This window comes from Dorea sp. D27 (genome assembly GCF_001185345.1).
Lineage (GTDB): Bacteria > Bacillota > Clostridia > Lachnospirales > Lachnospiraceae > Extibacter.
The window spans coordinates 987,331-1,010,701 of the sequence record NZ_KQ236743.1 but is presented as its reverse complement, the minus strand read 5'-3'; the positions used below and the strand labels follow the sequence as shown (position 1 = coordinate 1,010,701).

Below are 23,371 nucleotides of genomic sequence, written 5' to 3'. Positions count from 1 at the left end.
AGTTCCCTGATTAAGCATTGATCTTGTCAATCTTTACAGCAGTATACTGTTGTCTGTGACCATTTTTCTTATGGTATCCAGTTTTTCTCTTATACTTGTAAACAATGACTTTTTTTGCTTTTCCATTTTCAATTACAGAAGCTTCTACGGTTGCACCGTCAACAGTCGGATTTCCAACTTTCAATCCGTTGTCGTCTACTGCAAGCACTTGGTCAAATGTATAAGTCTCGCCGGCTTCTGCACCAAGTTTTTCTACTTTAATGATATCGCCTTCAGCTACTTTGTACTGTTTACCACCTGTTGCTATAATCGCGTACATATGGCACCTCCTATTATCATTACTCGCCAATTGTGGTGGCCGCATAAAATTGCAGCGCTTGAAAACCTCATTGTGCGGCATACTGTTGTATTATAGCACAGACTTTTGTCAAAATCAACCAAAATATTATGATAATATCTGTTTTATTCGTACTTGCCTTTTACCTGCTTCCGTCCTGTCAGAATGCGTTCATTCTTGGCGGCGAAAGAGCGTATACGGGCTTTCAAAAGCAGCCTGCGGCCTTCCGGAGTCCTCGTATATATAAGATCATGCTTTCCCATCCTCTTCTTCATGCATAGCCGGAAAGCAACAGCATCTTCCTTTTTCCTGCCGAATGTGTCTGGGACAGCATAACAATCGCCTATCCGTACGCTGCCCTTCCTATGTAGCAGGATATATCTTGGGTTGTCAATGATACCAAAGAACTGTGCCAGGCACTCCGCAAACAATGTCTTATCCCGTGTAGTTCCGCCTCTCAGGCAGGAAAGTACAAGAAACTCCTCCTCATTGACTTCTACTCTGCTGTGCTGCGGCGCTTCCATCTTACCGGTCCGTATCAGGGCATCCAAAATACCTTCTGCCGCCTGTTTCATCCGTTTCTGTGGCGTGCACAGTCTGAATATGCGGACGCCATATCTGCCTGCACAGACTGCGGCTGCAAGAAATAAGATACCGGTGGCGGCGGACCAGAATGATCCCGCTTCCAGTCCTGCCTGTAGAAAAATCCGGAACAACATGATCAATACCATGCAGATCCACGAGACGATTTCCACGGCTACCGCATTCAGGAACAGATAGCCTGGTTCCAGTATCCGCTTGTCTGCTTCCTGGACTTCTTCCACACACATATCGTCATAGATGACTTTCAAGGATTTTTCCCAGGAACGTCTGAGCGCATCCCGTTTTCCAGACTTTTCAAGCATTTTATTGTTGATTCTTCTTATATCGCCGTTACAATCCGGTTGTGTATCAAGTTCCAGCCTCCCGATTCCACTTTCAATCACGTCCTCTTTATAAGAAATACCGAGAAATGCATCAAATCTGCGCACCAATGTTTCATAATCTCCAGCCGTCTTCCCCTCTTGCTTCCCGTCCCCCGTGACACTGTAGATACAGGCCAGATGCCAGATATTGCTCGTCTTGTCCGGCTGTTCCGGGAAGGTACGGATTGCACGTCCGCGCATCTGGTTGCTAAGCATAAAAGAACCCACGTAGGTAGCCAGAACCAGGGCGTTGATACATGGCGAATCCCAACCTTCCCCCAGAAGAGATTTTGTCCCTACCAGTGCATGAATCCTTCCCCTTGTAAACAACTCTGTTATGACCGCGACTATGTCATGGCTCTTCCCTTTCACCGTAAGCCTCCCATATCCGGTGCCCTCCAGTTCTTCGAGAGCCCCGCCGCAGGCACAGGCCTGGAGAAGCTGTGCAAGCTCAGTCTCGACATCCATCGGTACGATGATTACGCTTCCGCTCAATACGCCCAGACGGATTCCCTCTATAGAGGCCCTTCTGAGATATTCAAATATAGGGACCGCTCCGATTTCTCCGGTGAAGGCCTCTGCACCTCCGATCTGGCTCAGATATTCCCTCTTGATATAATCACACAGGACGAGAAGCCGCAGACCATGTCCCAAACTGGCATATTCTGCTTTCACAATTTCCAGGATGCTCTTCAGCTTCCCTCTGCTTTTAATCAAAATCTTATCGATTTCATCATTTCTGACGAGTCTGACCCTTCTGCGGTGTATGCAGCCCGCCTCTTTCAGCCTGTCAATCAGCCCTTCTCTGTAGACCGTATCGGAGGGATATGCTTCTGCATCATCGTACAGGAACCCCTGAAGCAGAACCTCAAGCCATGCATGATCCAACATGGGGAGATGACCTTTCGTGCCGATCAGCTTCTTCAGATATGGGGAAAAAGGAATTCCCATCTCCTGCAGATATATTAAGATGGATGAAAAATACTTCGGATCCTCCAGGAATTTCTCTCCGTATCCTTCCGGGTCGAGCAGACCTTCGTGGGAGGCCACCATCTTCTTAAATTCCTCATCCGTCCGGAGTTCCCTGACAAATGCCCCTGCCCGCAGAGTGTATTCTCTGACTGTATCCAGTTCGTCTTTCGTAGGCCAGCTGAAGCAGACATAATCCTGATGTGGGCACAGGCTGCCTTCCTTAACCAGTTCCGGTGTGAATATCTCTTCGTCAATCGGGCCGCACAAGTCGATATATCGCTTCCATTGGGCCGGCGTACTGTCATATGGCGGCGTCGCTGTAAGAGAAATAAGCTTTACATCCGGTAGATGGTTCAGAAATAGTTCCAGCGATTTCCACCATTCGCTGCGCAGATGATGCGCCTCATCCAGACAGAGGGTGCGTATCTTCGCTTCACGAATGGCCTCATATATATCCACATTCGAATAATCCACCATCTCTGCAGTATTTTCTTCGCCTTCCTCTTCTGAATCCTCCAAATGTCCCACATACTGCTTCATACAGCTGTAGAGCGCCTGGTATGTGATCGCTGTAATGGGCCTGGCGCTCCTGATATCGTTGGAGAACCATTCTTTTGCATCTTCTCCTTCCTTAAGAAAGCCTTCTTCCATCCTGGATATCCATTGCTGCCGGATGGTTATGCTCGGCGACAGAATCAGACACGGATTCCCGAGCCTTCTTATAAGTTCAATTCCTAACGTTGTCTTCCCGGATCCCGGAGCCGCCACGATGTGCACTTTATTATCGGAAAGGTACTCTTCTGCATGATGAAGAACACGTTCCTGATAGCTCCTCCATATCCCTTTGAATTCTAACACCCCGTCATAAATGTTCATGTGATCCATTCCTTTCAGGCAAAAGTGACTTATATAGTTCCGCCAGTCCTGTGTTCAGGCATTACATTTGCGTAGATGATGCCGGCCATTATGATTACGGCACCTGCCAGCTGGAGTCCCGCCATCCGTTCATCCAGCAGGAGGAAGGAAGCTGCCGCCGTAAAGACAGGCTGTGAGCACATGATAAGCGCCGCTTTCGTAGAATCAAGCCTGCTGAGCGCAAAGTTCTGCAGGCAGTAGCTGATTCCCGTACAGCCGATGCCAAGATACAGAAGTGCGCCCCATGCTGCAGCAGGCACATCGGTAAATGCAGGCATGGCCTCATTGTTTGCTATTCCCAGGACGAGACATACGGCACCGGTCAATCCGGCCTGGTAGGCTGCCAGCAGCAACGGCTCCATATGCTTCAGATAGAGAGAGCTGAACTCAAAGACGCAGGCGACGAGAAAAGAACTTGCAACGGCCATAGCCTCTCCCGGACCAAATGTGAAGCCTCCGCTCCCGCAGCAGAGCAGATAGGTACCTGTAACAACAACGAGTATCGGTATGTATTTTTTCTTGTCTATTTTTACTTTAGATACGAACCGCATGAGAAACGGGGTAAATATGACCGGCAGCGCAAATAGGAAACCGGCGCTTGTCGCCGTCGTATATTTAAACGTCAGCGTACCGAGGATATACGCTCCCGCCGTAAGCGCTGCAATCAGCGTACCCGGTTTCCAGAAGGATGCTCTCATGCCGCCAGAGATTCTTTTGTGGAATATGAGTACGAGAAACAGGCTTCCCATGAGGAAACGCACGGATACATATAAGAAGAAAGGAAAGGAGGACAACCCGTATTTCGCTATCGGGTTGCCTATGCCGAGCAAGATATTCTGTATCAGAATAAGGGAGCCATAGAAAAGGCTGCTTCTTTGCTTCATATTATATATTATCCTCCCAATCCGCCAGTCTGTCTTTACAGGTCGTCCGTCAGAGCGCTGCTCTTGGCATAGGCGGTGCTTTTCGCCTCAAAAAAGTCGGTTTTGATGAGATTTGCGTTTGCATATTGTTCTACCCACTTCATGTTCTCGGGAATCCTGTCATATCCGTCATATACCGGCTCAAACCCGAGACCTGCACATCTCAGGTTTCCAAGATGGCGGATATAGCCTGTTACCATTTCCTTCGTAAGCCCTTGTATCTTGTCCCCGATGACATAGTGCCCCCATCGGATTTCCTGCTCGCAGCCTTCTTGTATCATACGACGGTATACGTTTATATCTTCTGCAGTGAACAGCCATGGCTCTTCTTTTTTTAATTCTTGGAGCATGCTGCGGAACAGCCACAGATGCGTGTTCTCGTCCCGGTTGATGTATCGGATCTCCTGTACAGAACCCGGCATCTTTCCATTGCGGCCAAGATTGTAGAAGAACATGAAGCCACTATAAAAGTATACACCTTCCAATATATAATTTGCAACAAGTGTCCTCACTAGCGACTGTGCACTTTTTGTCTCCTGGAACTCGTTGTACAGGCCCCCGATGAACTCGTTTCGCTGAAGCAGATGTTCATCCTCTTTCCACTGGTACAGTATCTCCTCGCGCTTCTGCGGCTCACAAATCGTATCCAGCATATAGCTGTAGCTCTGGCTGTGCACCGCCTCCTGGAACGCCTGGATGGACAGGCAGAGGTTGACTTCATTGGCCGTGATATATGCACCTATATGAGGAAGGTTCGCTGTCTGTATGCTGTCCAGAAAGATAAGGAAAGAAAGAATCTTATCGTAGGCTCTGCGCTCCTCGTCAGGAAGGTGCAGATAATCCTTTATATCAACCCCCAGGCTGATTTCCTCCGGTATCCAGAAGTTGTTCATCGCCTGCCGGTACCAGTCGCTGACCCATGTATATTTCATATTGTTAAAATCATTGAGATTTGTCGTATTGCCGCCAATCATCCTTCTGCTGAGGACATCGGTGTCCCCATCCGGATTGAAAAGCATCTTCTTCGTAAGCTCTGCCATATCATTCTCCTCTCTGCTCATGTACTAGGAAGCGCACACATCGCACTCTTCCACCTCCAGGCTCCTGGAGCGTATATAATAGACGGTCTTTACCCCGCACTCCCATGCAAGCACATACAGATTCAGCACGTTCCGGAAGGTGTATTCATTTGTAATATACAGATTCATGCTCTGTGCCTGATCGATATGGCGCTGGCGTACGCCACAGGCACGGATGGACCATGTCTGATCAATCAGGTGTGCGTTCTTGTAATACCAGTATGTGTCCATTGATAGTTCAGGTGCGACCCTTGGTATGAGCCCGTTCTTTTTTTCTTCCAGATAGAACCTGTGCATGACCGGATCAAGGCCCGCCGTTGTACCGGCGATGATGCTCGTACTGCTTGTCGGGGCCGCTGCCAGCATATAGCCATTCCTTACGCCGCAGGAGGCAATCCTCGTGCGAAGCTGTTCCCATCCGGTCCCGGTAAGCCCGCGCTTGTCAAAATAAGCTCCTGTCTGCCAGTCGCTCCCTTCAAAGTAGGCGTAGGCCCCTTTCTCCTCCGCGATATCACAGCTTGCTTCTATAGCGGCACGGTGTATCGAACGGAACACTTTATCGGCAAAAGCAAGATGCTCCCCGCTCTCCCATGCAATCCCGTTTTTGGCGAGCATATGGTGGTATCCGCTGACACCAAGCCCGACAGGACGGTATTTTTCATTGTTCAGCTTTGCGTACGGAACCGGAAAGAAATTAAGGTCGATGACGTTGTCCAGTGCGCGCATCACAGAGGACACCGTCTGTCGGACCTCTGTCTCGTCTGTCACGTCGATATGGCCGAGCGAGAGGCTGGCCAGGTTACACACGACAAATTCCCCTGGTTTTGTCACAGTGACGACAACCGTTTCCCCGTCAATTTCCTCGATGGTCTGTTGAACCTCTTCCACCGCATCCATATTCTGGGCAATCTCTGTGCATAAGTTGCTGCAGTAGATGATGCCTCTGTGTCCGTTAGGATTCATACGGTTTACCGTATCCCGGTTGAAAGCGAACGGAGTTCCAGTCTCTACGGCACTACGGATAATCAGACGGATGATTTCTTTTATTGGTATGGTTCTTTTCGATATCTTCGTATCCTGCACGCAGTCCAGATATTTTCTTTCCCACTCTTCACCGTAACAGTCTTCCAACGCGTATCCTTTCACAGCCAGTATCTCATGCGGACACATGAGGTGCCATTCCCCTTCGATATCGTCCCTTGCCTGTCTCCAGAAGTAATCGGGATAGCAGACAGCCGGAAATACATCGTGTGCCTTCATCCGGTCGTCGCCGTTGTTCGTCCGAAGCTTCAGGAACTCAGGAAGATCCCTGTGCCACACATCGAGATATACGGCCACTGCGCCCTGACGGACCCCAAGCTGGTCAACGGCCACTGCGGTGTCATTGGCAAGCTTGATCCAGCGGATGACCCCTCCCGCCGCCCCTTCAAATCCACGTATGGTACTGCCGCTCGCACGGACCTTTCCAAAATACAGCCCCATTCCGCCGCCATATTTGCTCACTTTGGCGAAGCTGTCTATGCTCCGGTATATGCCGTCCAGACTGTCGGGAACCGTGTCAATGAAGCAGGAGGAAAGCTGATGGTAAGGCTTCCTTGCATTGGAAAGCGTAGGCGTTGCCATCGTCACCTTAAGCAGGCTCAGCATGTCATAGAAGCGTCTCACCCATTCTGAGCGCCGGTCCTTTTCCTTCATAGCAAGGTGCATGGCAATCCCCATGAACATCTCCTGCGGGGTTTCAAGCACAGTGCCCTGGCGGGTGCGGATGACGTAACGGTTCAGGAGCAGATCCAGGCCGGAGTATGTAAAAAGCCTGCTGCGGTCCTCCTGTATCATCCTGCCGAATGCTTCGATCTCCTGCCTGCTGTAATTAGCAAGGATATAGCTGCCATACAGATTCTCTTCCGTCAGAAATACGATCTTCTCATAAAAACCGGCGATACCATATCTTTCCATGGCCTCGTCCAGCTTGTCGTGAAATCCGGCGTACAGCAGCCGGGCGGCAACCAGTTCCCATCCAGGTGCCTCCTGGGTAGTGAGCTCCACAGCCGCTTTCGTAAGCAGGGACAGCTTTTCCCTTTCATCCATCCCCCGTTTCTTAAGCGATTCGTATTTGCTGTACAGGCGGGACAGATCATATTCAGGTTCTTTAAAATCTCCTTGTATATGTGCAAGAACTTGTTCCAGCCCTTTGATTTTTATGTCTTTCATTGTTCTTCCTCCATATAATCACAATTTGTTGTGGATATATCAGATATTATCACAACATATGGTATTTATCAAGATGCAGTTATATCCAGAAATTGCCTCGTTTCATCTTCCGTGGTAAAATCGGCATCAAGAATCGCTTGACTAACGCCTGTCTGTAAGTATACATTAAAAGATAGAATAATACGCAAAGGAGTTTTACATATGGAACATTTAATAACCCCGGAACACTATTCATCTCCGCTTACAATCCGGGAAACAGAAGTTGCAATCAAGGAAGTGAAGGATCATTTTGAACGCGCACTGGCCAAATCCCTGCACCTGACCCGTGTCTCAGCACCTTTGTTTGTAAAGCCGGAATCAGGCCTTAACGATAACCTAAACGGAGTAGAAAGACCGGTTTCTTTCGATATCAGAGAACAGGAGGACGCGCCGGCAGAGATCGTCCACTCTCTGGCCAAATGGAAGCGTTACGCCTTGAAACGTTATGATTTCCATTCCGGAGAAGGCCTTTATACAGATATGAGCGCTATCCGCAGAGACGAGGATACAGATAACATCCACTCTATCTATGTAGACCAGTGGGACTGGGAAAAAGTCATCTCGAAAGAGGAACGGAACACGGAGACGCTTCAGTATACCGTCCGTAAGGTATATTCTGCACTGAAAGAGACGGAAGAATTCATGTCCAGACGATATAACTACATAGAACCGTTCCTTCCGGATGAAATAACATTTATCACGTCGCAGGAACTGGAAGATCTTTATCCCGGGTCTGACGCAAAGGAACGGGAGTACCGCATTGCAAAGGCAAAAGGTGCCGTATTTATCTCCCAGATTGGAAAAGTGCTTGCCTCAGGCGAGAAACATGACGGGCGTGCTCCTGATTATGATGACTGGGATCTGAACGGTGACATCATCGTATACTATCCGGTTCTGGATATTGCCCTCGAGCTTTCCTCTATGGGAATCCGGGTGGATGAGGAGGCGCTCCGCCGCCAGCTGAAGGCTGCCGGCTGCGAGGACAGAGCAGAGCTCGAGTTCCAGAGGACGCTTCTGAACGGCCAGCTCCCCTATACCATCGGAGGCGGAATCGGCCAGTCCCGGATCTGTATGCTGTATCTGAGAAAGGCACACATCGGAGAAGTACAGTCTTCCATATGGCCGAAAGAGATGCTGGAAGAAGCTTCCGCCCACAATATCAATCTTCTGTAGCCGGGGCGCCGGTCAGCCAGACCGTGGGCGTACACGTTGCTGCTGCAAGAAGAGCCGGCATCAGATAAAGGGCTGTTATGTGAGTGAACATCCTCTGCCTGATTCCGGCTCTTCCTCATTACTATAAACGGTGCCTTCGTTTACGACCTCTCCCTTTCATTCTTTGGCTTCCACTGCAGTATAATCAGCGCAGCCACCACACATACGATTCCGATAAGATTAAACATATCCAGCGACTCGTCGTATAGGATGACGCCGAACAGGCTGGCGGCAACCACCTCAAAAGATGCTATGATAGAGGCTTTGCTGCTCTCGATGTATTTCAGCGCTGCGGAATAGCAGATATAAGGCAATGCGAGCGTGATGACGCTTCCAATTACCGTCACCGGCATTTTCGACGTGTTTTCCGTTATAATCTTCACCATAGAGGCAGGTTCTGCAATAACGAGCGACGCGAGGCTTGCCAGTATAAAAGTATAGACCGTGACGGTCAGTGATTCATATTTTCCCATCAATACTTTGCCGAATATGCTGTACAAGGAATATCCGAAGCCGGCGCTCAATCCGATCATCAGCGTGATAACTGCATTGCCGCCCACATTTGCGCCAGACAGTCCAACCACGAGTACACAGCCTGCGAACGAGAGGAGAAGGGCCGATATTTTTTGGACCGTCAGCTTCTCTTTGAAGAAGAGGACGGACATGATCATCACGAAAAACGGTGCCGTGTACAGCAGCACGACTGCTACAGAGAGGGATGCTCTCTGTACGGTAGCCGCATAGGCCAGATTATTGATAAAAAGGCTTCCGAGTCCGGTGCCCAGAAACCATTTGATATCTTTTTTCTCAATCTTCAGCTTGCTGCGGTCTGTGATAAGCAGGAACAGTATGAGTACCACCGCGGCAGACGTGATTCTGACCGCGGCAGTCTGCCTCGTGTTAAAACCGATTGCCGCCACGTATCTTGTTATGATACCCATGGAGCCCCATAGTACCGAAGCCATCAAAACGAATACAGGTGCTAGTCTTTTCATAGGCTACATCCTTGTCCTTTCCTACATTTACAGAAGACCAAGTATCCGCATCGCGTTTTCTCCAGATATGCGGCGTTTCTCCTCCTCTGTAAGGTCCATTGATTCCAGATAGCTGATAAATTCCTTCTGCCCGGCCCACGGAGAATCTGTAGCAAACAGAATCTTATCGCTGCCATGGGTTCTGGCAATTCTTATAAACTGATCGTCTGATATTCTTCCAAGCACGACTCCCGTATCAAAATAGACATGTTTCCCTACGAGGTGCTCTTCCACCTGGTCCCATTGGCCGTTGCCTCCGAGATGGGCCAGCACGAGCTTTTCCGGATGTACTTCATCGATAAGCTCCGCCGCCATCTGCGGAGTACAGTGCACGTCTTCAGGGCACTTGGGATCTTGGCCGGCGTGTACGCTTATTATCAAGCCTAGTTCTGACGCATAATCTACAATCCGTTTATATCGTATATCATCAAAGTACACTTCCTGATAGTCAGGATGCAGCTTTATTCCCTTCATGCCCATCGATTTGATCTGCCTGAGCTGATGCTTATAGTCATGGCTATCGGGATGGATACTGCCAAAAGAGACGATGCGGCCCTCCTGATGCTCTGCCGCGAACCGGTTGATAGATTCAAATTGAGAAGGTTTCGTCACGATTGGCAGCGCGACGCTTATGTCCACGCCGGCCGCTATGGCGGAAGCCTTCAGCCCTTCGTACGTACCGTCCGTGTATGGTTCTATGTGACAGACCGAAGCCAGGAAACGAAGGGTCCCTTTCGCGATTTTATCAGGAAACATATGTGTATGAAAATCAATTGTCATTGTGCTCATCCTTTTTCTGTTATGTCTTTTTGTCCTTGTCCGGCCGGATATTTGCTTTTCAGCGCTTATCACAGTCGCTCATCTTGTCGTAGCAGTATCCGATAATATCACGCCGTGTGATAATACCGATAAAGTGTTCTTCATCATCGACGACCGGAACGAAATTTTGTTCCATGGCCTTTCCAATCAAATCCTCCATATTTGATTCCGCGTTGACGCATTGGTAATCAAGCCTTCTTTCTATCTTTTTGATGCTGATGTCTTCTGCATCGTGAAGATTCATCAGATCAAGCCGCTTCAATCCCCACAGCAGATCGCCTTCCGTTATGGAGCCGACGTATTTGCCGTCCCGGTTCAAGATGGGCACGGAAGAGTATTTGTGGTATTCCATAATTTCCAGTGCCTGACGGAGTGTATGGTAATCGTATATGTAAGCCAGCTCGCTTTTGGGCTTCAGAAAAAATAATATATTCATTGCAGACCTCCCCTTGTCTTTTTATATCTGCGTTGTTACAAAAATATCGTACAATGCTCTGACTGCAGCTTCAAAATCATGGTTGCGCACACCGATTATGATGTTCAGCTCGCTGGAACCCTGATCGATCATCTTAACATTTACGTTAGCGTGTGCCAGCGCCGAAAAAATGCGCCCCGAAGTCCCTCTTGTCGCACGCATGCCGCGGCCCACGACGGCAATCAGGGCAAGATCTGATTCGAGTTCAAGAAAGTCTGGTTCTACCGCGCGGTGGATGCCAGCTATCACTTTCTGCTCCTTCTCCTCAAATTCATCCTGATGCACAAAGATTGTCATCGTATCTATACCTGAAGGCATATGTTCGATAGATATTTCATTTTCTTCAAATACTTCCAGCACTTTTTTACAGAAACCGACTTCGGAATTCATCATTGCTTTTTCAACCGTGATAGATGCGAAATCCTTTTTCCCCGCGATTCCGGTAATGGTGAACCTTGGCTTACGGCAGGTTCCTTCTACAATAAGCGTCCCTTTATCTTCCGGTATATTCGTATTCCTGATGTTGATTGGAATACCTTCCTTTCTGACAGGGAAGATGGCATCTTCGTGCAGGACGGTCGCTCCCATATATGACAGCTCTCTGAGCTCCCGGTATGTAATGACGTCAATGGCCTTTGGATTCTTTACGATTCTTGGATCGGCGACGAGAAAGCCGGACACATCCGTCCAGTTTTCATACATGCACGCATGTACGGCTTTGGCAACGATGGATCCTGTGATATCGGAACCTCCCCTTGAAAAGGTCTTAATCTTCCCGTTCGGCATAGCCCCGTAGAATCCGGGTATCACGGCGCGCTCGGTATGTGCAAGCCTCTCGGACAATATCCTGTTGGTAACGGTTGCGTCAAATTCTCCGGACTCATCGAATGCGATGATCTCTGCAGCATCTATAAACTCAAAGCCAAGGTAGGCGGCCATTATTATTCCGTTCAGATATTCTCCCCTGGAGGCCGCATAGTCCCTTCCTATCTTTTTGCTGAAGTTCTCTTCTATCGTCTTGAATTCTGCATCGAGAGACAAATCCAGCTTAAGTCCTTTGATAATATCCTTGAACCTGGATTTGATTTCTTTAAGCTGTCCTTCAAACTCTTCTTCCATGATGGCCTGACCGTAACAGCTGTACAGCATATCTGTCACCTTTGTATCATTCGGCGTTCGTTTACCGGGTGCGGACGGAACTACATAGCGTCTTGCGTCATCTCTTCTGATTATTGCTCCTACTTTCTCAAACTGTGCGGCACTTGCCAGCGAACTTCCGCCAAACTTTACAACTTTCTTCATCTTTTCTGTAATCCTCCATAACTGCCTTTGTTTTCTTGCGTAATTCTCTATTTATATTACATCATTTTTCGAGCATCCGCAATGGAATATCTGTCGTAAATAGCACTCCGTTGATTCCGGACTTTCGTGCTGCTTCTACATTTTCCCTGCAGTCATCGAAGAAGACGGCGCTTTCAGGCGTGATGGCGTACCGTTCGATAAGGAGGCTGTATATAGCGGGATCAGGCTTCATCAGACGCTCTTTCCATGAGAATATGCCGCCGTCGAGCATGTGCAGGAACGCCAGCTGTTCCTCTGACTGGCGGTACATTTCCTCTGAATAGTTGGAAAGGTAATAGAGCCGCGCTCCCTGCTCTCTGAGATACCTGATCCATGCCTCCGTGAAGGGATAAGGGACGATAGAGCGGCCAAAATCCGCGAACACCTCCCGTATCTGAGATTCGGCATCCGGTGCATTTTCGATAAAGAGTTCAAGCCACCGGCTCGTCGTAACCAGGCCCGAGTCGCCCATACTCCAGTCTTCGTTCCGGAACATGGCGTTAGCTACCGTCTCATACGTGTCCTGGCTATATCGGAAAGAGGCGAGGTAATCCTCCCACGCAAAATCGATCAATACATTGCCTATGTCTAGTATCACCGTATCTATTTTTTTACCAAGGTATTCCATCTGTTCCTCCTGTCTGCGGTACCGTCCGCTTCTGTTACTGGTGGATGACGTCTGCGAATGAGGCGTCTGCTGCTCTTCTCAGATCTGCGGGGGCAAGTTTCAGCTGCATGCCAAGCTTTCCTCCGCTTACATACATATGGGGCAGCTGCTGCGCTGATTCCTGTATCACCGTCGGATACTGCTTCTTCATCCCGATAGCCGTACATCCGCCCCGGATATAGCCGGTCACTTTCGTCAGTTCTTTCAGATGCAGCATTTCAAGGGATTTCTCGCCGACAACTCGGGCTGCCTTTTTGAAATCAATCTCCGATTCAATAGGAATGACAAACACATAGCATTTACCGCTCCTGCCGACCGACACAAGCGTCTTGTACACAAGGCTTCTGTCCGTCCCGAGCATATCTGCCACGTGGAGGCCATCCACAAAATCATCACACTCATACGTATCATACTCGTATGGTATCTTCATACGGTCAAGGATACGCATCGCATTCGTCTTAACTTCCTTCTTTCCCATTGCTCCTCCTTTGAAAGGGGTCAGACCCCTATATGCATAGGGGTCTGACCCCTTTCAAAATTCCTTTTATTTTCTGACTTTTTATCAAATTATATATCATCAAATAAACTTAACTGCTCACACCGATAGGGGGCTTTGTAGTCGTGTATAATATCTTTCATATGATATAATATCCCATTTTCCTCGCATTCCTTTTTAAAGCAATCCCAAAGCCTCCCTGCTCTGGGACTCCTGCACTCGTAATACGTGCCATACTGTCTATTATATTTTTCTATAAGCTGCCGATCTGGAAATAACTGTTCAAGCTTTTGGAGATACCACTGTCGCTGATTGTTTCGCAACGTTACTCCGAAAGCGGGATAAATAAAATGGGCCCCGCTTTGCGCGGCTTTCTGTACAATCAGCCGTATATTGTCTATCGTATCTTCCAGAAAAGGAAGAACCGGCATGAGCAGAATTCCTGCTGGTATTCCTCGTTTTGCCAAATCATGAAGTAGTTCAAATCGGTGCGAAGAAACCGGCGCCCCTGGTTCTATTTTTGAAGAAAGGCTGTCATCAGCTGTAGTAATTGTAACTTTACACAATACTGGGGAATGTTCCTTTATGCTCTCGAGTATATCGATATCCCTTACTAGCATCGTGCTTTTCGTTGCAATCGTAACGCCAAATTCAAATGCATCACATAATTCAAGTGCATGACGGGTCAGCAGCAGTTCCTTTTCGTACGGATTGTACGGGTCACTCATAGCACCGGTGGCTATGACGCCCTTTTTTGTCTTCCGCCTCAAATCATCCCTGATAATCTGCAGCGCGTTTTCCTTCGCACGGACCACATCAAACCTGTCGATGCCATAGCAGTCCGATCGGCTGTCACAATAAATACAACCATGGCAGCAACCTTTATAGATATTCATATTATAATCCGCACCAAACCATTCCCCAGGCTTTTTCATGCGCGTCACAATTGTTTTTGCCGGTATATACTCCATAATTTTCATAGGGGTCAGACCCCTTCATATCACAGGGGTCAGACCCCTATGAAAATTCTCTCCTTTTTCTGATTTCTTCTGGTCTTTTCATTATAACTGTGATATCATGTTTGCACAACAAGAAAGGAGGTAACTATGCCGAGAAAACCAAGAATGCGCAGTTCTACGGACATGTATCACATCACGAACCGCGGCATAAATAAAAACAACATTTTCAACTTGGAAAATGACAAAAAAAAGTTCTTGCGTATCTTACAAAAGTCATGTCTACAGTATCCTGCTGAACTCTATTCCTATTGCATTATGTCTAATCATTTTCATCTGCTTCTCAAAATTCCCTTTACTGAACTGTCAGCCTTTATCCAGCAGCTTTCCACTACATATGCAGTGTATTATAACTCCAAATATAATAAAAGCGGCCATGTATTCCAGGGGCGTTTTCACAGCGAAGCTATACAAAACGAAAAATATTTCTGGTGCTGCATGCGCTATATCCATAACAATCCTATGCAAGCATGTCTTGTGCCCTCTCCCGTAATGTATAAATTCAGTAGCATGAGAGAATATGTAAAAAAATCAAGATTTCTCATTCATCCTAAAGCTTTCCGCATTTATGTCCAACATTTTCCGAACACGATTGACTTCCAGCAATTTCATAACAAACATGACCGATTCATATATATTGATACGCCAGAAGAAGTGTATGAAAGAAAAAAGCTTCTCATTGAGAAATGTTCTAAATATTTTCTTGCAGGAAAGAATTTGCCTTCTGAAGATGCAATTTTCTGGTCGTCTGAACTGAAGAAAGAATTTATAAAATATGCGTCAGACAATTTGGATGTTTCAAAAGCAGAAGTCGGACGATATGTTAAATTTTGAAAGGGGTCAGACCCCTGTGTACACAGGGGTCTGACCCCTTTCAAATTTCCAGCTTCTCAAGTGGTACCAGATTACCGTCTTTTCTGGCATATACTTCCAACCTATGGTAATGTACAGGTATCTTTTTTATATCCATCCCCATGTATCTGACATATGTCTCCATCACCAGGTCCGGCTTGAGGTTCTGTTCGCTTCCAGTGGCGAGCAGCAGATATATGCTGTCTTCGTTCACTGTAAAATCGTAAATCATCGGTTTTATGTCTACTTCTTTCTCGCTGCGCTTCGTCTTCTTCCACACGACTATCTGTTCCTGATTCATGAAGGATTCGGCCTGCTCTTTCCATGATTCGGGTATTCTTATTACTTCTTCCGATGTCTGGAATGTTTCAGGGAATGTCACTTCATAGCCGGCCGCAGCGACGATGGTCATGCCGCTGCTTTTCCTGTCATCTGCTATCTTTACGAGGCTTACGACTTCTATTCCTTCTACCATCACTGAATTAAGCCGCCCTACAGCATCTGCCGACGTGACCGGCTCTGCCAGTTCGATATCGAGATACTCTGCATCGCTTGTAATCCCGATTCCGAGAGGCTGTGCAAACGACATGATCATATGCGGACTATAGCCTGATGTAAAGGCAATGGGGATGTCGGCACGCCTCATCGCTTTCTGGAAATACCGCATTACATCCAGATGACCGATAAACTTCATCACACCTGTTTTACGGAATTTAATTCTTGCCTTCAATACAGACACCTCCTCCCCATCTTGCCGCGCCGCAGCCGGAACATTTCTGGCGGCAGTTTGGGGTCACTTCCCCATCCATGGCCCGTTTCCACTCCCGCACGAGAAAATCTTTTGTAACGCCGATATCAATAAAATCCCACGGGAACACTTCCTCCAAGGAACGCTCCCTTTGATTGTAAAACGCTATGTCGACACAAGTATTTTCAAATGCCTGCATCCACTTCTCATTGTCAAAATGCTCGCTCCAGGAATCATACAGACAGCCGAGCCGGTATGCCTCCTCGATAACAGCAGCGGTTCTGCGGTCTCCTCTGGCAAATACCCCTTCGAGCACGGTGACTTCCGCATCGTGCCAGTGATAGCGGAGGCTTTTGCGGTTCAGCTGCTCGTTGAAGGCATGCTTCACTGTCGCCGCCCTGGAGATGTATTCGTCATTCGTATACATCTTTGCCCATTGGAACGGAGTAAATGGTTTTGGTATAAAGAAAGAAGTGCTTGCCGTAATCTGGCATTTTCCATTGCGTTCTTCTTTTGGAATCTCATAATATCTTCTCGCCACCTTATCCGCCAGCACCGCGATTTCTTTCCTATCTTCTTCTGTCTCAGTGGGAAGTCCAAGCATAAAATAAAGCTTCACCTTGCTCCAGCCGCCCTCGAAGGCCTCTCCGGCCCCGTTAAGGATCTCCTCCTCCGTAAGCCCCTTGTTGATGACATCCCGCATACGCTGAGATCCCGCCTCCGGTGCAAAAGTAAGACTGCTTTTGCGTATATCCTGCACTTTGCTCATAACATCCAGAGAGAACGCATCGATACGGAGAGACGGCAGGGATATATTGATCCCCTTCCCTTTGAACTCATCTATGAGAAATGTCACCAGCTCCTGAAGGCAGCTGTAGTCGCTGGAACTCAGGGAGCTCAGGGATATCTCTTCATGTCCGGTGCTTTTGAGCATCTTATAGGCGTACTCCTTGAGTACATCCACCTCACGTTCTCTCGTAGGACGATAAAGCATACCCGCCTGGCAGAACCGGCATCCCCGGATGCAGCCACGCTGAATCTCCAGGACGACACGATCCTGGGTCGCTTTGATAAACGGTACGACCGGTGCCTCAGGATAGGGAATTACCGTCACATCCATGGCGACCTGTTTCTTGATCTTCTCCTTGGCATGTACGTTATTTGGCACGAAAGACGCGATTGTCCCATCGTCTTTGTAGCTGACATCATAAAAAGAGGGCACATATATCCCCTCTATATGGGCGGCAGCCTCAAGAAATTCCTTTTTGGCCCCGCCTCTTCTTTTTATTTCTTTGTATACATCCAATAGTTCGTCATATACCGTCTCTCCCTCTCCCATATAGAACATATCGAAAAACGGCGCCAGCGGCTCAGGATTGTACGTACATGGCCCCCCGCCAATAACAACCGGCGAGTCTTCCCCTCTTTCCTCTGCTTTAAGTGCCATCCCGCTCAGCTCAAGAATCTGTAGGATATTCGTGTAGCACATCTCATACTGTATCGTTATTCCAAGAAAGTCAAACTCTTTGATATTGTCCTGGGACTCCAGCGCGAACAGAGGAATTCCCTCGCTTCGCATGATGCGGTCCAGGTCTGTCCACGGTGAATACACGCGCTCACACCAGACATCCTCCCTCCGGTTGAACATATCATATAATATCTGTATACCGAGATGGGACATTCCGATTTCGTACACGTCCGGAAAACACATGGCAAAACGTATTTCCACCTCGCTGCTGTCTTTCATCACCGAGTTGACCTCGTTCCCGATATAGCGGGCAGGCTTCTCTATTTTTAGTAATATTTCATCACTTAACGCTAATTTCCTCATGGTATCTCCTTAAATTTAGTCAGTAGCATTACTATGTATTAGTCATATATCAAACCAGAGCGGGCATCACCTTTATTCATACATCTGCCCAGCGTTTCCAGCATCTGTTCCACCTGGATCGGCTTCGACAGATGACCGTCCATGCCGCTCGCTATAGACTTTTTCGTATCTTCATCAAATGCATTGGCAGTGAGTGCTATGATTACGACCGTACGGGCGTCCGGCCTGCCCGAGGTCCTGATGCGTCTGGCAGATTCCAGACCGTCCATGACCGGCATCCGGATATCCATCAGAATCGCGTCAAACTCTCCGACAGCGCTCTCCCAGTACCTGTCCAGCGCTTCATGTCCATCTGCGGCACAAGTCACGTCAAACCCGTTCATTTCGAGAATCGACTGTGCAATCTCCCTGTTGAGCTCGTTGTCTTCCGCCAGCAATATACGGCGCCCACGGAAGTCCACGGGCGGTACCGCCTCCTTCTGCAGTTCCGGCGCTTCTTCCTCATGTGCATAATCAAAGTGCAGCGTAAAGATAAATTCCGAGCCCTTTCCTACAGAGCTGCTCGCCTCCAGCGTTCCTCCCATCATCTGTACAAGACGGCTTGAAATCGCAAGACCCAGCCCCGTTCCTCCATTACGGGACGCCGTACCGGCATCTGCCTGTTCGAAAGCATTGAAAATACGTGACATCGCCTCCCGCTCGATTCCGATACCGGTATCGGCGACCGAGAAACGCAGCACGGCCTGCGGCACCAGCTCTGTCACTTCCACCCGCACGGTAATGCTTCCCTGCTCCGTGAACTTGACTGCATTACCGATAATATTGACAAGCACCTGGTTCAGCCTGAGGCTGTCGGCATATAAAAGGCGGTCTGCACTGTACTCGTTCTCAAAAACCAGTTCCAGATGCTTTTCTTCCGCCTGCGCGCGGAATAAAGATTCAAGATTGTCCAGCTGCTGTACGAGATTCATGGGGCTGTAGTTCAGCTCCATCTTTCCGCTCTCTATACGGGACATGTCCAGGATATCATTAATCAGGCTCAAGAGATAGACGTTGGCAGATTCAATCTTGTCCAGACAGCCCATCAGCTTATCCCGGTCATCCAGCACACTTTTGGCTATCGTCGTCATACCGCTTATCGCGTTCATCGGCGTACGTATCTCATGGCTCATCCGCGAGAGGAAGTCCGTCTTAGCCCGGCTCACCGCGTCTGCCTTAGATTTCATGATGAAAGAAGGGACTATCTTGACCAGCTCCTTCAAAAGCTTGCGCTGTTCCTGCGTCCACTCATAATGTGCCTCATCTATTTCAAAACTCATAGAGCCGACATACTCGCCATAATTCCAGATGCCCCCGTGGAGGCAGGAAGCGATATGGGAGATGCCTTCTCTTACGTTATGGTCTGCCAGCCCGTCCTCATCATACATATTAGCACAGATTTCAAAATCTTCATCAGAAGCATAGAAATCCTGTCCGAGCTGAAGGTCATTTTTATTTCTGGCCCACTGGTAGGTAAACCGATAGCTGAGATAGGCACGGTCCGCCTCAATGATGGACACCCGGTCAAAATGATACGTCCTGCCGATTCGGGACAGAAGAAGGAATACCGCATCGTCCAGATTCTTTGATTTCCCGAGCAGATCCAGTGCAAAAGATACAAGGTCATCGTCCGGCCGTGACGTCTCCATCTTAATGTCATTGACCAGATGCTTGTCGGTATAGAGCTGCGTAAGAAATACGCCAAGCTCATTGGACGTATCCAGATAGCAGGCGGCAGCTCCCTTGCCGTTCTCTTTGACATACTTCAGCGTACTTTCCGCACAGCGGTAAAGGGCATTATATTCATCCACGACTTCCGTACTGCACATGCCGACGCTGACCGACACGTTTATGTTCTTCTCGGTATTGACCAGTATATTCTTTACCTGGGCTGCAATGCGGGGCCCGGTTACGGTAGCCTCCGCTTTGTTGCTATTCTTAAAGAATACCATGAATTCATCGCCGCCGAGACGTATCTGGATATCGTCCGGCCCGCTCTCCGCCCTCAGCAGCTCGGCCACTTCCTGCAGGACAGCATCCGCAAAAATGCCGCCTTCCGCTTTGTTGATCTGCTTGAAGTCATCCATGTCGAAGAGCATCATGACTCCATGCTCTTCCGGCCTCTTGCCGCTCAGATATTCCTGCACTAGACGTATGCCGCTCTCTTTATTGTACAGGCCTGTCAGACGGTCGCGGGAACGCGCCTCTTCAAGCGCGTTTTCCATTTCTTTCTGCTTTGTAATATTCTCTACAATACCGATAACGAGCTTGGGACGCCGGTTTTCGTCAAACTGTATGACCGACAGCGTCTCCCTGCACCAGTAACCTCCGTCAATCCCCTTGAAATCACAGGAGGCAGTGCTCTCGCCGCTTTGGATCCGCTCGTACATCTCATAGAATGCCGGCCTGGATGTTTCGTCCACATGTTCCAGAGCGAAGCTGTAGGGCATGTCTTCAAACTGCGCACGGCAGCGGTATATTTCACGGGTGCGTTCCGGCACGATACATTCTTTCGTCTCAGGGTAATAGTAGATTTCACATGTAGTCGTATGTTCCAGCGCCAGATGCAGAATCTCGTTGCTTGCCTCCAATTGCGCAGTCAGGCGCTCGTTGCGCTTCTCTGCCTTCTTCCGCTCGTCGATATCCATATAGACGCTCTGAATCACGTCTTCCCCGTCAATGTCGACAATCCGCTCTGCGCTTCCGATGATCCAGCAAGGTATCCCGCCCTTCCTCAGCAGACGGTATTCAAAGCTGATTTTATCTCCCGGCTTCTTAAGCTTTGTAAGCAATTCAAGAATATACTCCTTGTCCTCATCCGCTATAAGGATATCTGCCCCCCATTGCCCGATGGACCAGAATTCTTCCGGCGTATAGCCGAAGATTCGGATTGCCTCCCTGTTGGCACTTTTAAAAACTGCCCGATGGTCCATCAGCCGATACTGTACAATTCCACACATGACAGACTGGAACAGACGATTATAATAATCCGTCTGCCGCTCCGGTTCCATCCTGCTGTCTGCTTCGCCTGGCTTCATCTTACCGCCCCTCTCTCCCGTAAAGCCAGCAGCTATGTAGAAAGCACTCGCTTTATTGTCCGTAATGTATATTTAGAATGATATCACATCTGTGATGGAAACTCAATGTACATGTGGCCGCCGTATCAGGCCATCTGATTCATCCTCCGCAGTCATATCAGGCACTTTTGGCAGATGCTTTCCGATTAAACACATCCCTGTCCAGTGCTTTATTCTGGTGTGCGACTATCGTAGTACATACCGCGTCTCCAGTGATGTTGACTGCAGTCCTCGTCATGTCCAGAATCCTGTCTATCCCCATGATAAGGCCGATGGCTTCCACAGGCAGCCCGACGGAATTAAATACCATCGTGAGCGTGACGAGGCCGACGCTTGGAACTCCGGCAGTCCCGATAGAAGCCAGCGTCGCGGTCCCGATAACGGTAATATAATCCATCAGCTCAAGGCGGATGCCGAATGCCTGCGCCGCAAACACGACCGCCACACCCTGCATGATTGCCGTACCGTCCATATTGATTGTGGCGCCGAGCGGTATGGTAAATGAAGATATCCTTTTCGATACTCCCATCTTCTTAGCAAGCGTGTCGATGGACAACGGTATTGTCGCATTCGATGTCGCCGTCGAGAATGCAAAAGCCATGACAGGAAAAAAGCTTTTGATGAACTTCAGCGGATTCAAGCCTGTAAACAGTTTCAATAGTCCGAGATAAACGACAAAACACTGTACCGCCAATGCAATCAATACCCCTATCATATATTTGCCGAGCGGCACGAAGGCTGAGAACCCGATACCCGCGAATGTCTTGGAGATGAGGCAGAATACACCGATTGGCGCAAGGCTCATAACCATCATCGTCATCTCCATCATGATATCATTGAACTGGCTGAAGAAATTGCTCACCGTCTCGGTCCGCTCTCCCAGTTTTGCAAGTATGATGCCGATGATAAGTGCGAATACGATAATCTGAAGCATGCTGCCGCTTGCCAGCGAGCTGACCGGATTATCGGGAATGATGTTTAGCAGCGTATCTGTAAGGGAGGTCGTTTCCGCGCTTCCCACATCTGTTGCGCCGGCCTGTATCTTAGACATGTCCAGCCCCCGTCCGGGGTTGATAATATTACCTACAGACAATGCCACCGTTATGGCGAGGGCGGTCGTACAGAGATAGAATATGAGCGTCCGCACTCCTACGGTGCCCAGTTTTTTCGTGTCACCGATCGACATGCTCCCGCATACGAGAGAACAAAATACGAGCGGCACGACGAGCATCTTCATAAGCCGGATGAATCCCTGGCCGATGACATGCAGCACACCGTCTACAATGACATCATCTTTTATAGAGCTGGCAGGTACTGCGTAGCATAGAAGGATGCCGAATATGGCACCTGCAATCAGCGCTATGAAAATCTTTGTCGTAAGTCCTAGCTTTTTTTCTCCCTTTTTCTCATAATACCCATCTATCCGATTCCTCCTTTGCTCTTCCACTCTTCCATATATTCCTCCAGGGATGCTCTCCAGCCGGGCATCTCATATACGTCAATGATTCTAAGTATAAAGTTGTCCAGCACTGCATAAGCCGGGCGTACGGAAGACAGTTCTGATTCACGTGCCTGCACCGCCGTCAGTTCAGCTTCCAGGCCCGCCTGTTTCAGGATTTCTTTTGCAAACTCATAGCGGCTGCACGTTCCTTTGCATGTAGCATGGTACGTGCCGTACTCATTCGTCTGAATCAGATGCAGGATAATCCTGCCCAGATCCCTGGCGCTCGTAGGGGAACCAAACTGATCGGAAGCGACAGAAAGCTCTTTCTGTTTTTCGGCTTTCTGAAGCACGCTGTTAACAAAGTTATCACCTCCGCCGTATACCCAGTTGCTGCGCACGATAAAATGCTTGTGCGTGAACTCTTTTACATAGTTTTCTCCGGCTCGTTTAGACCGTCCGTACACCGTTAGCGGATTGGTGTCATCAAACTCCGAATAAGGAGTCTTGCTCAGGCCGTCGAACACATCATCGGTAGACAGCTGTACAATCTTTGCCCCTGTCTTTCTTGCAACGATGCTCAAGTTCCTCGCCCCGAGCGCATTTACCCTGTAGGCAAGCTCAGGCTGTTCTTCACACAGCCTGGTATCCGTGACCGCCGCACAGTTGATAATCACATCCGGCCGGTTGATCTCACCAAATCCAATCACCTCGTCTGTATGTGTGACATCGAGTTCTTCTTTATCTGTGTTGAACACTTCCGCTTCAAGCGGATCCAGTACTTCGTTCATGGCAGTACCAAGCTGCCCTCCCGCTCCTGCAATCCAAAGTTTAATCATATGCTCTCCTCCCGTATCTCATAATCTGCTTAGTGTATATATT

At 48.6% G+C, this 23,371-nt stretch carries 19 protein-coding genes; 2 read left to right on the top strand and 17 right to left on the bottom strand.

Features of this window, described 5'->3' with window-relative positions:
* Nucleotides 1–10: 10 nt before the first annotated feature.
* The 5 genes from rplU to HMPREF0980_RS04765 all read right to left on the bottom strand — a co-directional run bounded on the left by rplU (nt 11) and on the right by HMPREF0980_RS04765 (nt 7,402).
* Nucleotides 11–319, bottom strand: a complete 309-nt coding sequence (rplU, locus tag HMPREF0980_RS04785; protein WP_049727959.1) for a 50S ribosomal protein L21 — start codon at nt 317–319, stop codon at nt 11–13.
* Between the two features lie 143 nt (nt 320–462).
* Nucleotides 463–3,150 (bottom strand): DEAD/DEAH box helicase family protein, encoded by a 2,688-nt coding sequence (locus HMPREF0980_RS04780; RefSeq protein ID WP_049727958.1) that lies wholly within the window; start codon nt 3,148–3,150, stop codon nt 463–465.
* 29 nt (nt 3,151–3,179) lie between these two features.
* Complete coding sequence (locus HMPREF0980_RS04775; protein WP_049727957.1) at nt 3,180–4,073, bottom strand: DMT family transporter; 894 nt, start codon at nt 4,071–4,073, stop codon at nt 3,180–3,182.
* Nucleotides 4,074–4,108: 35 nt separating this feature from the next.
* A complete protein-coding gene (locus tag HMPREF0980_RS04770) occupies nt 4,109–5,152 on the bottom strand; it encodes a ribonucleotide-diphosphate reductase subunit beta (RefSeq protein ID WP_049728336.1) in 1,044 nt (347 codons plus the stop codon).
* A gap of 24 nt (nt 5,153–5,176) precedes the next feature.
* A complete protein-coding gene (locus HMPREF0980_RS04765; protein WP_049727956.1) occupies nt 5,177–7,402 on the bottom strand; it encodes a ribonucleoside-diphosphate reductase subunit alpha in 2,226 nt (741 codons plus the stop codon).
* A 201-nt stretch (nt 7,403–7,603) separates the two neighbouring features.
* On the opposite strand from HMPREF0980_RS04765, the gene asnA reads away from it, so the two are divergent.
* Entirely contained in the window at nt 7,604–8,614 is a 1,011-nt protein-coding gene (asnA, locus tag HMPREF0980_RS04760) for an aspartate--ammonia ligase (protein WP_049727955.1), read from the top strand.
* 140 nt (nt 8,615–8,754) lie between these two features.
* Here asnA and HMPREF0980_RS04755 read toward each other — a convergent pair whose 3' ends face one another.
* The 7 genes from HMPREF0980_RS04755 to HMPREF0980_RS04725 all read right to left on the bottom strand — a co-directional run bounded on the left by HMPREF0980_RS04755 (nt 8,755) and on the right by HMPREF0980_RS04725 (nt 14,456).
* Entirely contained in the window at nt 8,755–9,648 is an 894-nt protein-coding gene (locus HMPREF0980_RS04755; RefSeq protein ID WP_049727954.1) for a DMT family transporter, read from the bottom strand.
* A 27-nt stretch (nt 9,649–9,675) separates the two neighbouring features.
* Entirely contained in the window at nt 9,676–10,467 is a 792-nt protein-coding gene (locus HMPREF0980_RS04750; RefSeq protein ID WP_049727953.1) for an amidohydrolase family protein, read from the bottom strand.
* Nucleotides 10,468–10,525: 58 nt separating this feature from the next.
* Entirely contained in the window at nt 10,526–10,942 is a 417-nt protein-coding gene (locus tag HMPREF0980_RS04745) for a CBS domain-containing protein (protein ID WP_049727952.1), read from the bottom strand.
* Between the two features lie 21 nt (nt 10,943–10,963).
* The gene (locus HMPREF0980_RS04740; protein ID WP_049727951.1) at nt 10,964–12,283 is read right to left on the bottom strand and encodes an aspartate kinase; all 1,320 of its coding nucleotides are present in this window, start codon (nt 12,281–12,283) and stop codon (nt 10,964–10,966) included.
* Between the two features lie 61 nt (nt 12,284–12,344).
* On the bottom strand, nt 12,345–12,950 hold the full coding sequence (locus HMPREF0980_RS04735; protein WP_049727950.1) for an HAD family hydrolase: 606 nt from the start codon (nt 12,948–12,950) through the stop codon (nt 12,345–12,347).
* Between the two features lie 34 nt (nt 12,951–12,984).
* The gene (ybaK, locus tag HMPREF0980_RS04730; protein WP_049727949.1) at nt 12,985–13,467 is read right to left on the bottom strand and encodes a Cys-tRNA(Pro) deacylase; all 483 of its coding nucleotides are present in this window, start codon (nt 13,465–13,467) and stop codon (nt 12,985–12,987) included.
* 89 nt (nt 13,468–13,556) lie between these two features.
* Nucleotides 13,557–14,456 carry an SPL family radical SAM protein gene (locus tag HMPREF0980_RS04725; RefSeq protein ID WP_049728335.1) on the bottom strand — a complete coding sequence of 300 codons (900 nt, stop codon included), beginning with the start codon at nt 14,454–14,456 and terminating at the stop codon, nt 13,557–13,559.
* A 135-nt stretch (nt 14,457–14,591) separates the two neighbouring features.
* Here HMPREF0980_RS04725 and HMPREF0980_RS04720 point away from each other — a divergent pair, with 135 nt between their 5' ends.
* Nucleotides 14,592–15,335 carry a transposase gene (locus tag HMPREF0980_RS04720; RefSeq protein WP_049727948.1) on the top strand — a complete coding sequence of 248 codons (744 nt, stop codon included), beginning with the start codon at nt 14,592–14,594 and terminating at the stop codon, nt 15,333–15,335.
* A gap of 40 nt (nt 15,336–15,375) precedes the next feature.
* On the opposite strand, the gene HMPREF0980_RS04715 is transcribed toward HMPREF0980_RS04720, so the two are convergent.
* From HMPREF0980_RS04715 to rfbD, 5 genes are all read right to left on the bottom strand, one after another.
* A complete protein-coding gene (locus HMPREF0980_RS04715; protein WP_242847351.1) occupies nt 15,376–16,047 on the bottom strand; it encodes a TIGR03936 family radical SAM-associated protein in 672 nt (223 codons plus the stop codon).
* Between the two features lie 19 nt (nt 16,048–16,066).
* Complete coding sequence (locus HMPREF0980_RS04710) at nt 16,067–17,932, bottom strand: TIGR03960 family B12-binding radical SAM protein (protein ID WP_049727946.1); 1,866 nt, start codon at nt 17,930–17,932, stop codon at nt 16,067–16,069.
* Between the two features lie 38 nt (nt 17,933–17,970).
* The gene (locus HMPREF0980_RS04705) at nt 17,971–21,009 is read right to left on the bottom strand and encodes an ATP-binding protein (protein ID WP_049727945.1); all 3,039 of its coding nucleotides are present in this window, start codon (nt 21,007–21,009) and stop codon (nt 17,971–17,973) included.
* 157 nt (nt 21,010–21,166) lie between these two features.
* Entirely contained in the window at nt 21,167–22,495 is a 1,329-nt protein-coding gene (locus HMPREF0980_RS04700) for a dicarboxylate/amino acid:cation symporter (protein WP_242847333.1), read from the bottom strand.
* On the bottom strand, nt 22,468–23,328 hold the full coding sequence (gene rfbD / locus HMPREF0980_RS04695) for a dTDP-4-dehydrorhamnose reductase (RefSeq protein WP_049727944.1): 861 nt from the start codon (nt 23,326–23,328) through the stop codon (nt 22,468–22,470). The genes HMPREF0980_RS04700 and rfbD overlap by 28 nt, the downstream gene beginning before the upstream one ends.
* Nucleotides 23,329–23,371 lie beyond the last annotated feature (43 nt).

Coding starts and splice junctions, on each gene's coding strand:
- rplU (WP_049727959.1), bottom strand. CDS start 319: ATGTACGCGATTATAGCAACAGGTGGTAAACAGTACAAAGTAGCTGAA.
- HMPREF0980_RS04780 (WP_049727958.1), bottom strand. CDS start 3,150: ATGAACATTTATGACGGGGTGTTAGAATTCAAAGGGATATGGAGGAGC.
- HMPREF0980_RS04775 (WP_049727957.1), bottom strand. CDS start 4,073: ATGAAGCAAAGAAGCAGCCTTTTCTATGGCTCCCTTATTCTGATACAG.
- HMPREF0980_RS04770 (WP_049728336.1), bottom strand. CDS start 5,152: ATGGCAGAGCTTACGAAGAAGATGCTTTTCAATCCGGATGGGGACACC.
- HMPREF0980_RS04765 (WP_049727956.1), bottom strand. CDS start 7,402: ATGAAAGACATAAAAATCAAAGGGCTGGAACAAGTTCTTGCACATATA.
- asnA (WP_049727955.1), top strand. CDS start 7,604: ATGGAACATTTAATAACCCCGGAACACTATTCATCTCCGCTTACAATC.
- HMPREF0980_RS04755 (WP_049727954.1), bottom strand. CDS start 9,648: ATGAAAAGACTAGCACCTGTATTCGTTTTGATGGCTTCGGTACTATGG.
- HMPREF0980_RS04750 (WP_049727953.1), bottom strand. CDS start 10,467: ATGACAATTGATTTTCATACACATATGTTTCCTGATAAAATCGCGAAA.
- HMPREF0980_RS04745 (WP_049727952.1), bottom strand. CDS start 10,942: ATGAATATATTATTTTTTCTGAAGCCCAAAAGCGAGCTGGCTTACATA.
- HMPREF0980_RS04740 (WP_049727951.1), bottom strand. CDS start 12,283: ATGAAGAAAGTTGTAAAGTTTGGCGGAAGTTCGCTGGCAAGTGCCGCA.
- HMPREF0980_RS04735 (WP_049727950.1), bottom strand. CDS start 12,950: ATGGAATACCTTGGTAAAAAAATAGATACGGTGATACTAGACATAGGC.
- ybaK (WP_049727949.1), bottom strand. CDS start 13,467: ATGGGAAAGAAGGAAGTTAAGACGAATGCGATGCGTATCCTTGACCGT.
- HMPREF0980_RS04725 (WP_049728335.1), bottom strand. CDS start 14,456: ATGGAGTATATACCGGCAAAAACAATTGTGACGCGCATGAAAAAGCCT.
- HMPREF0980_RS04720 (WP_049727948.1), top strand. CDS start 14,592: ATGCCGAGAAAACCAAGAATGCGCAGTTCTACGGACATGTATCACATC.
- HMPREF0980_RS04715 (WP_242847351.1), bottom strand. CDS start 16,047: ATGAAGTTTATCGGTCATCTGGATGTAATGCGGTATTTCCAGAAAGCG.
- HMPREF0980_RS04710 (WP_049727946.1), bottom strand. CDS start 17,932: ATGAGGAAATTAGCGTTAAGTGATGAAATATTACTAAAAATAGAGAAG.
- HMPREF0980_RS04705 (WP_049727945.1), bottom strand. CDS start 21,009: ATGAAGCCAGGCGAAGCAGACAGCAGGATGGAACCGGAGCGGCAGACG.
- rfbD (WP_049727944.1), bottom strand. CDS start 23,328: ATGATTAAACTTTGGATTGCAGGAGCGGGAGGGCAGCTTGGTACTGCC.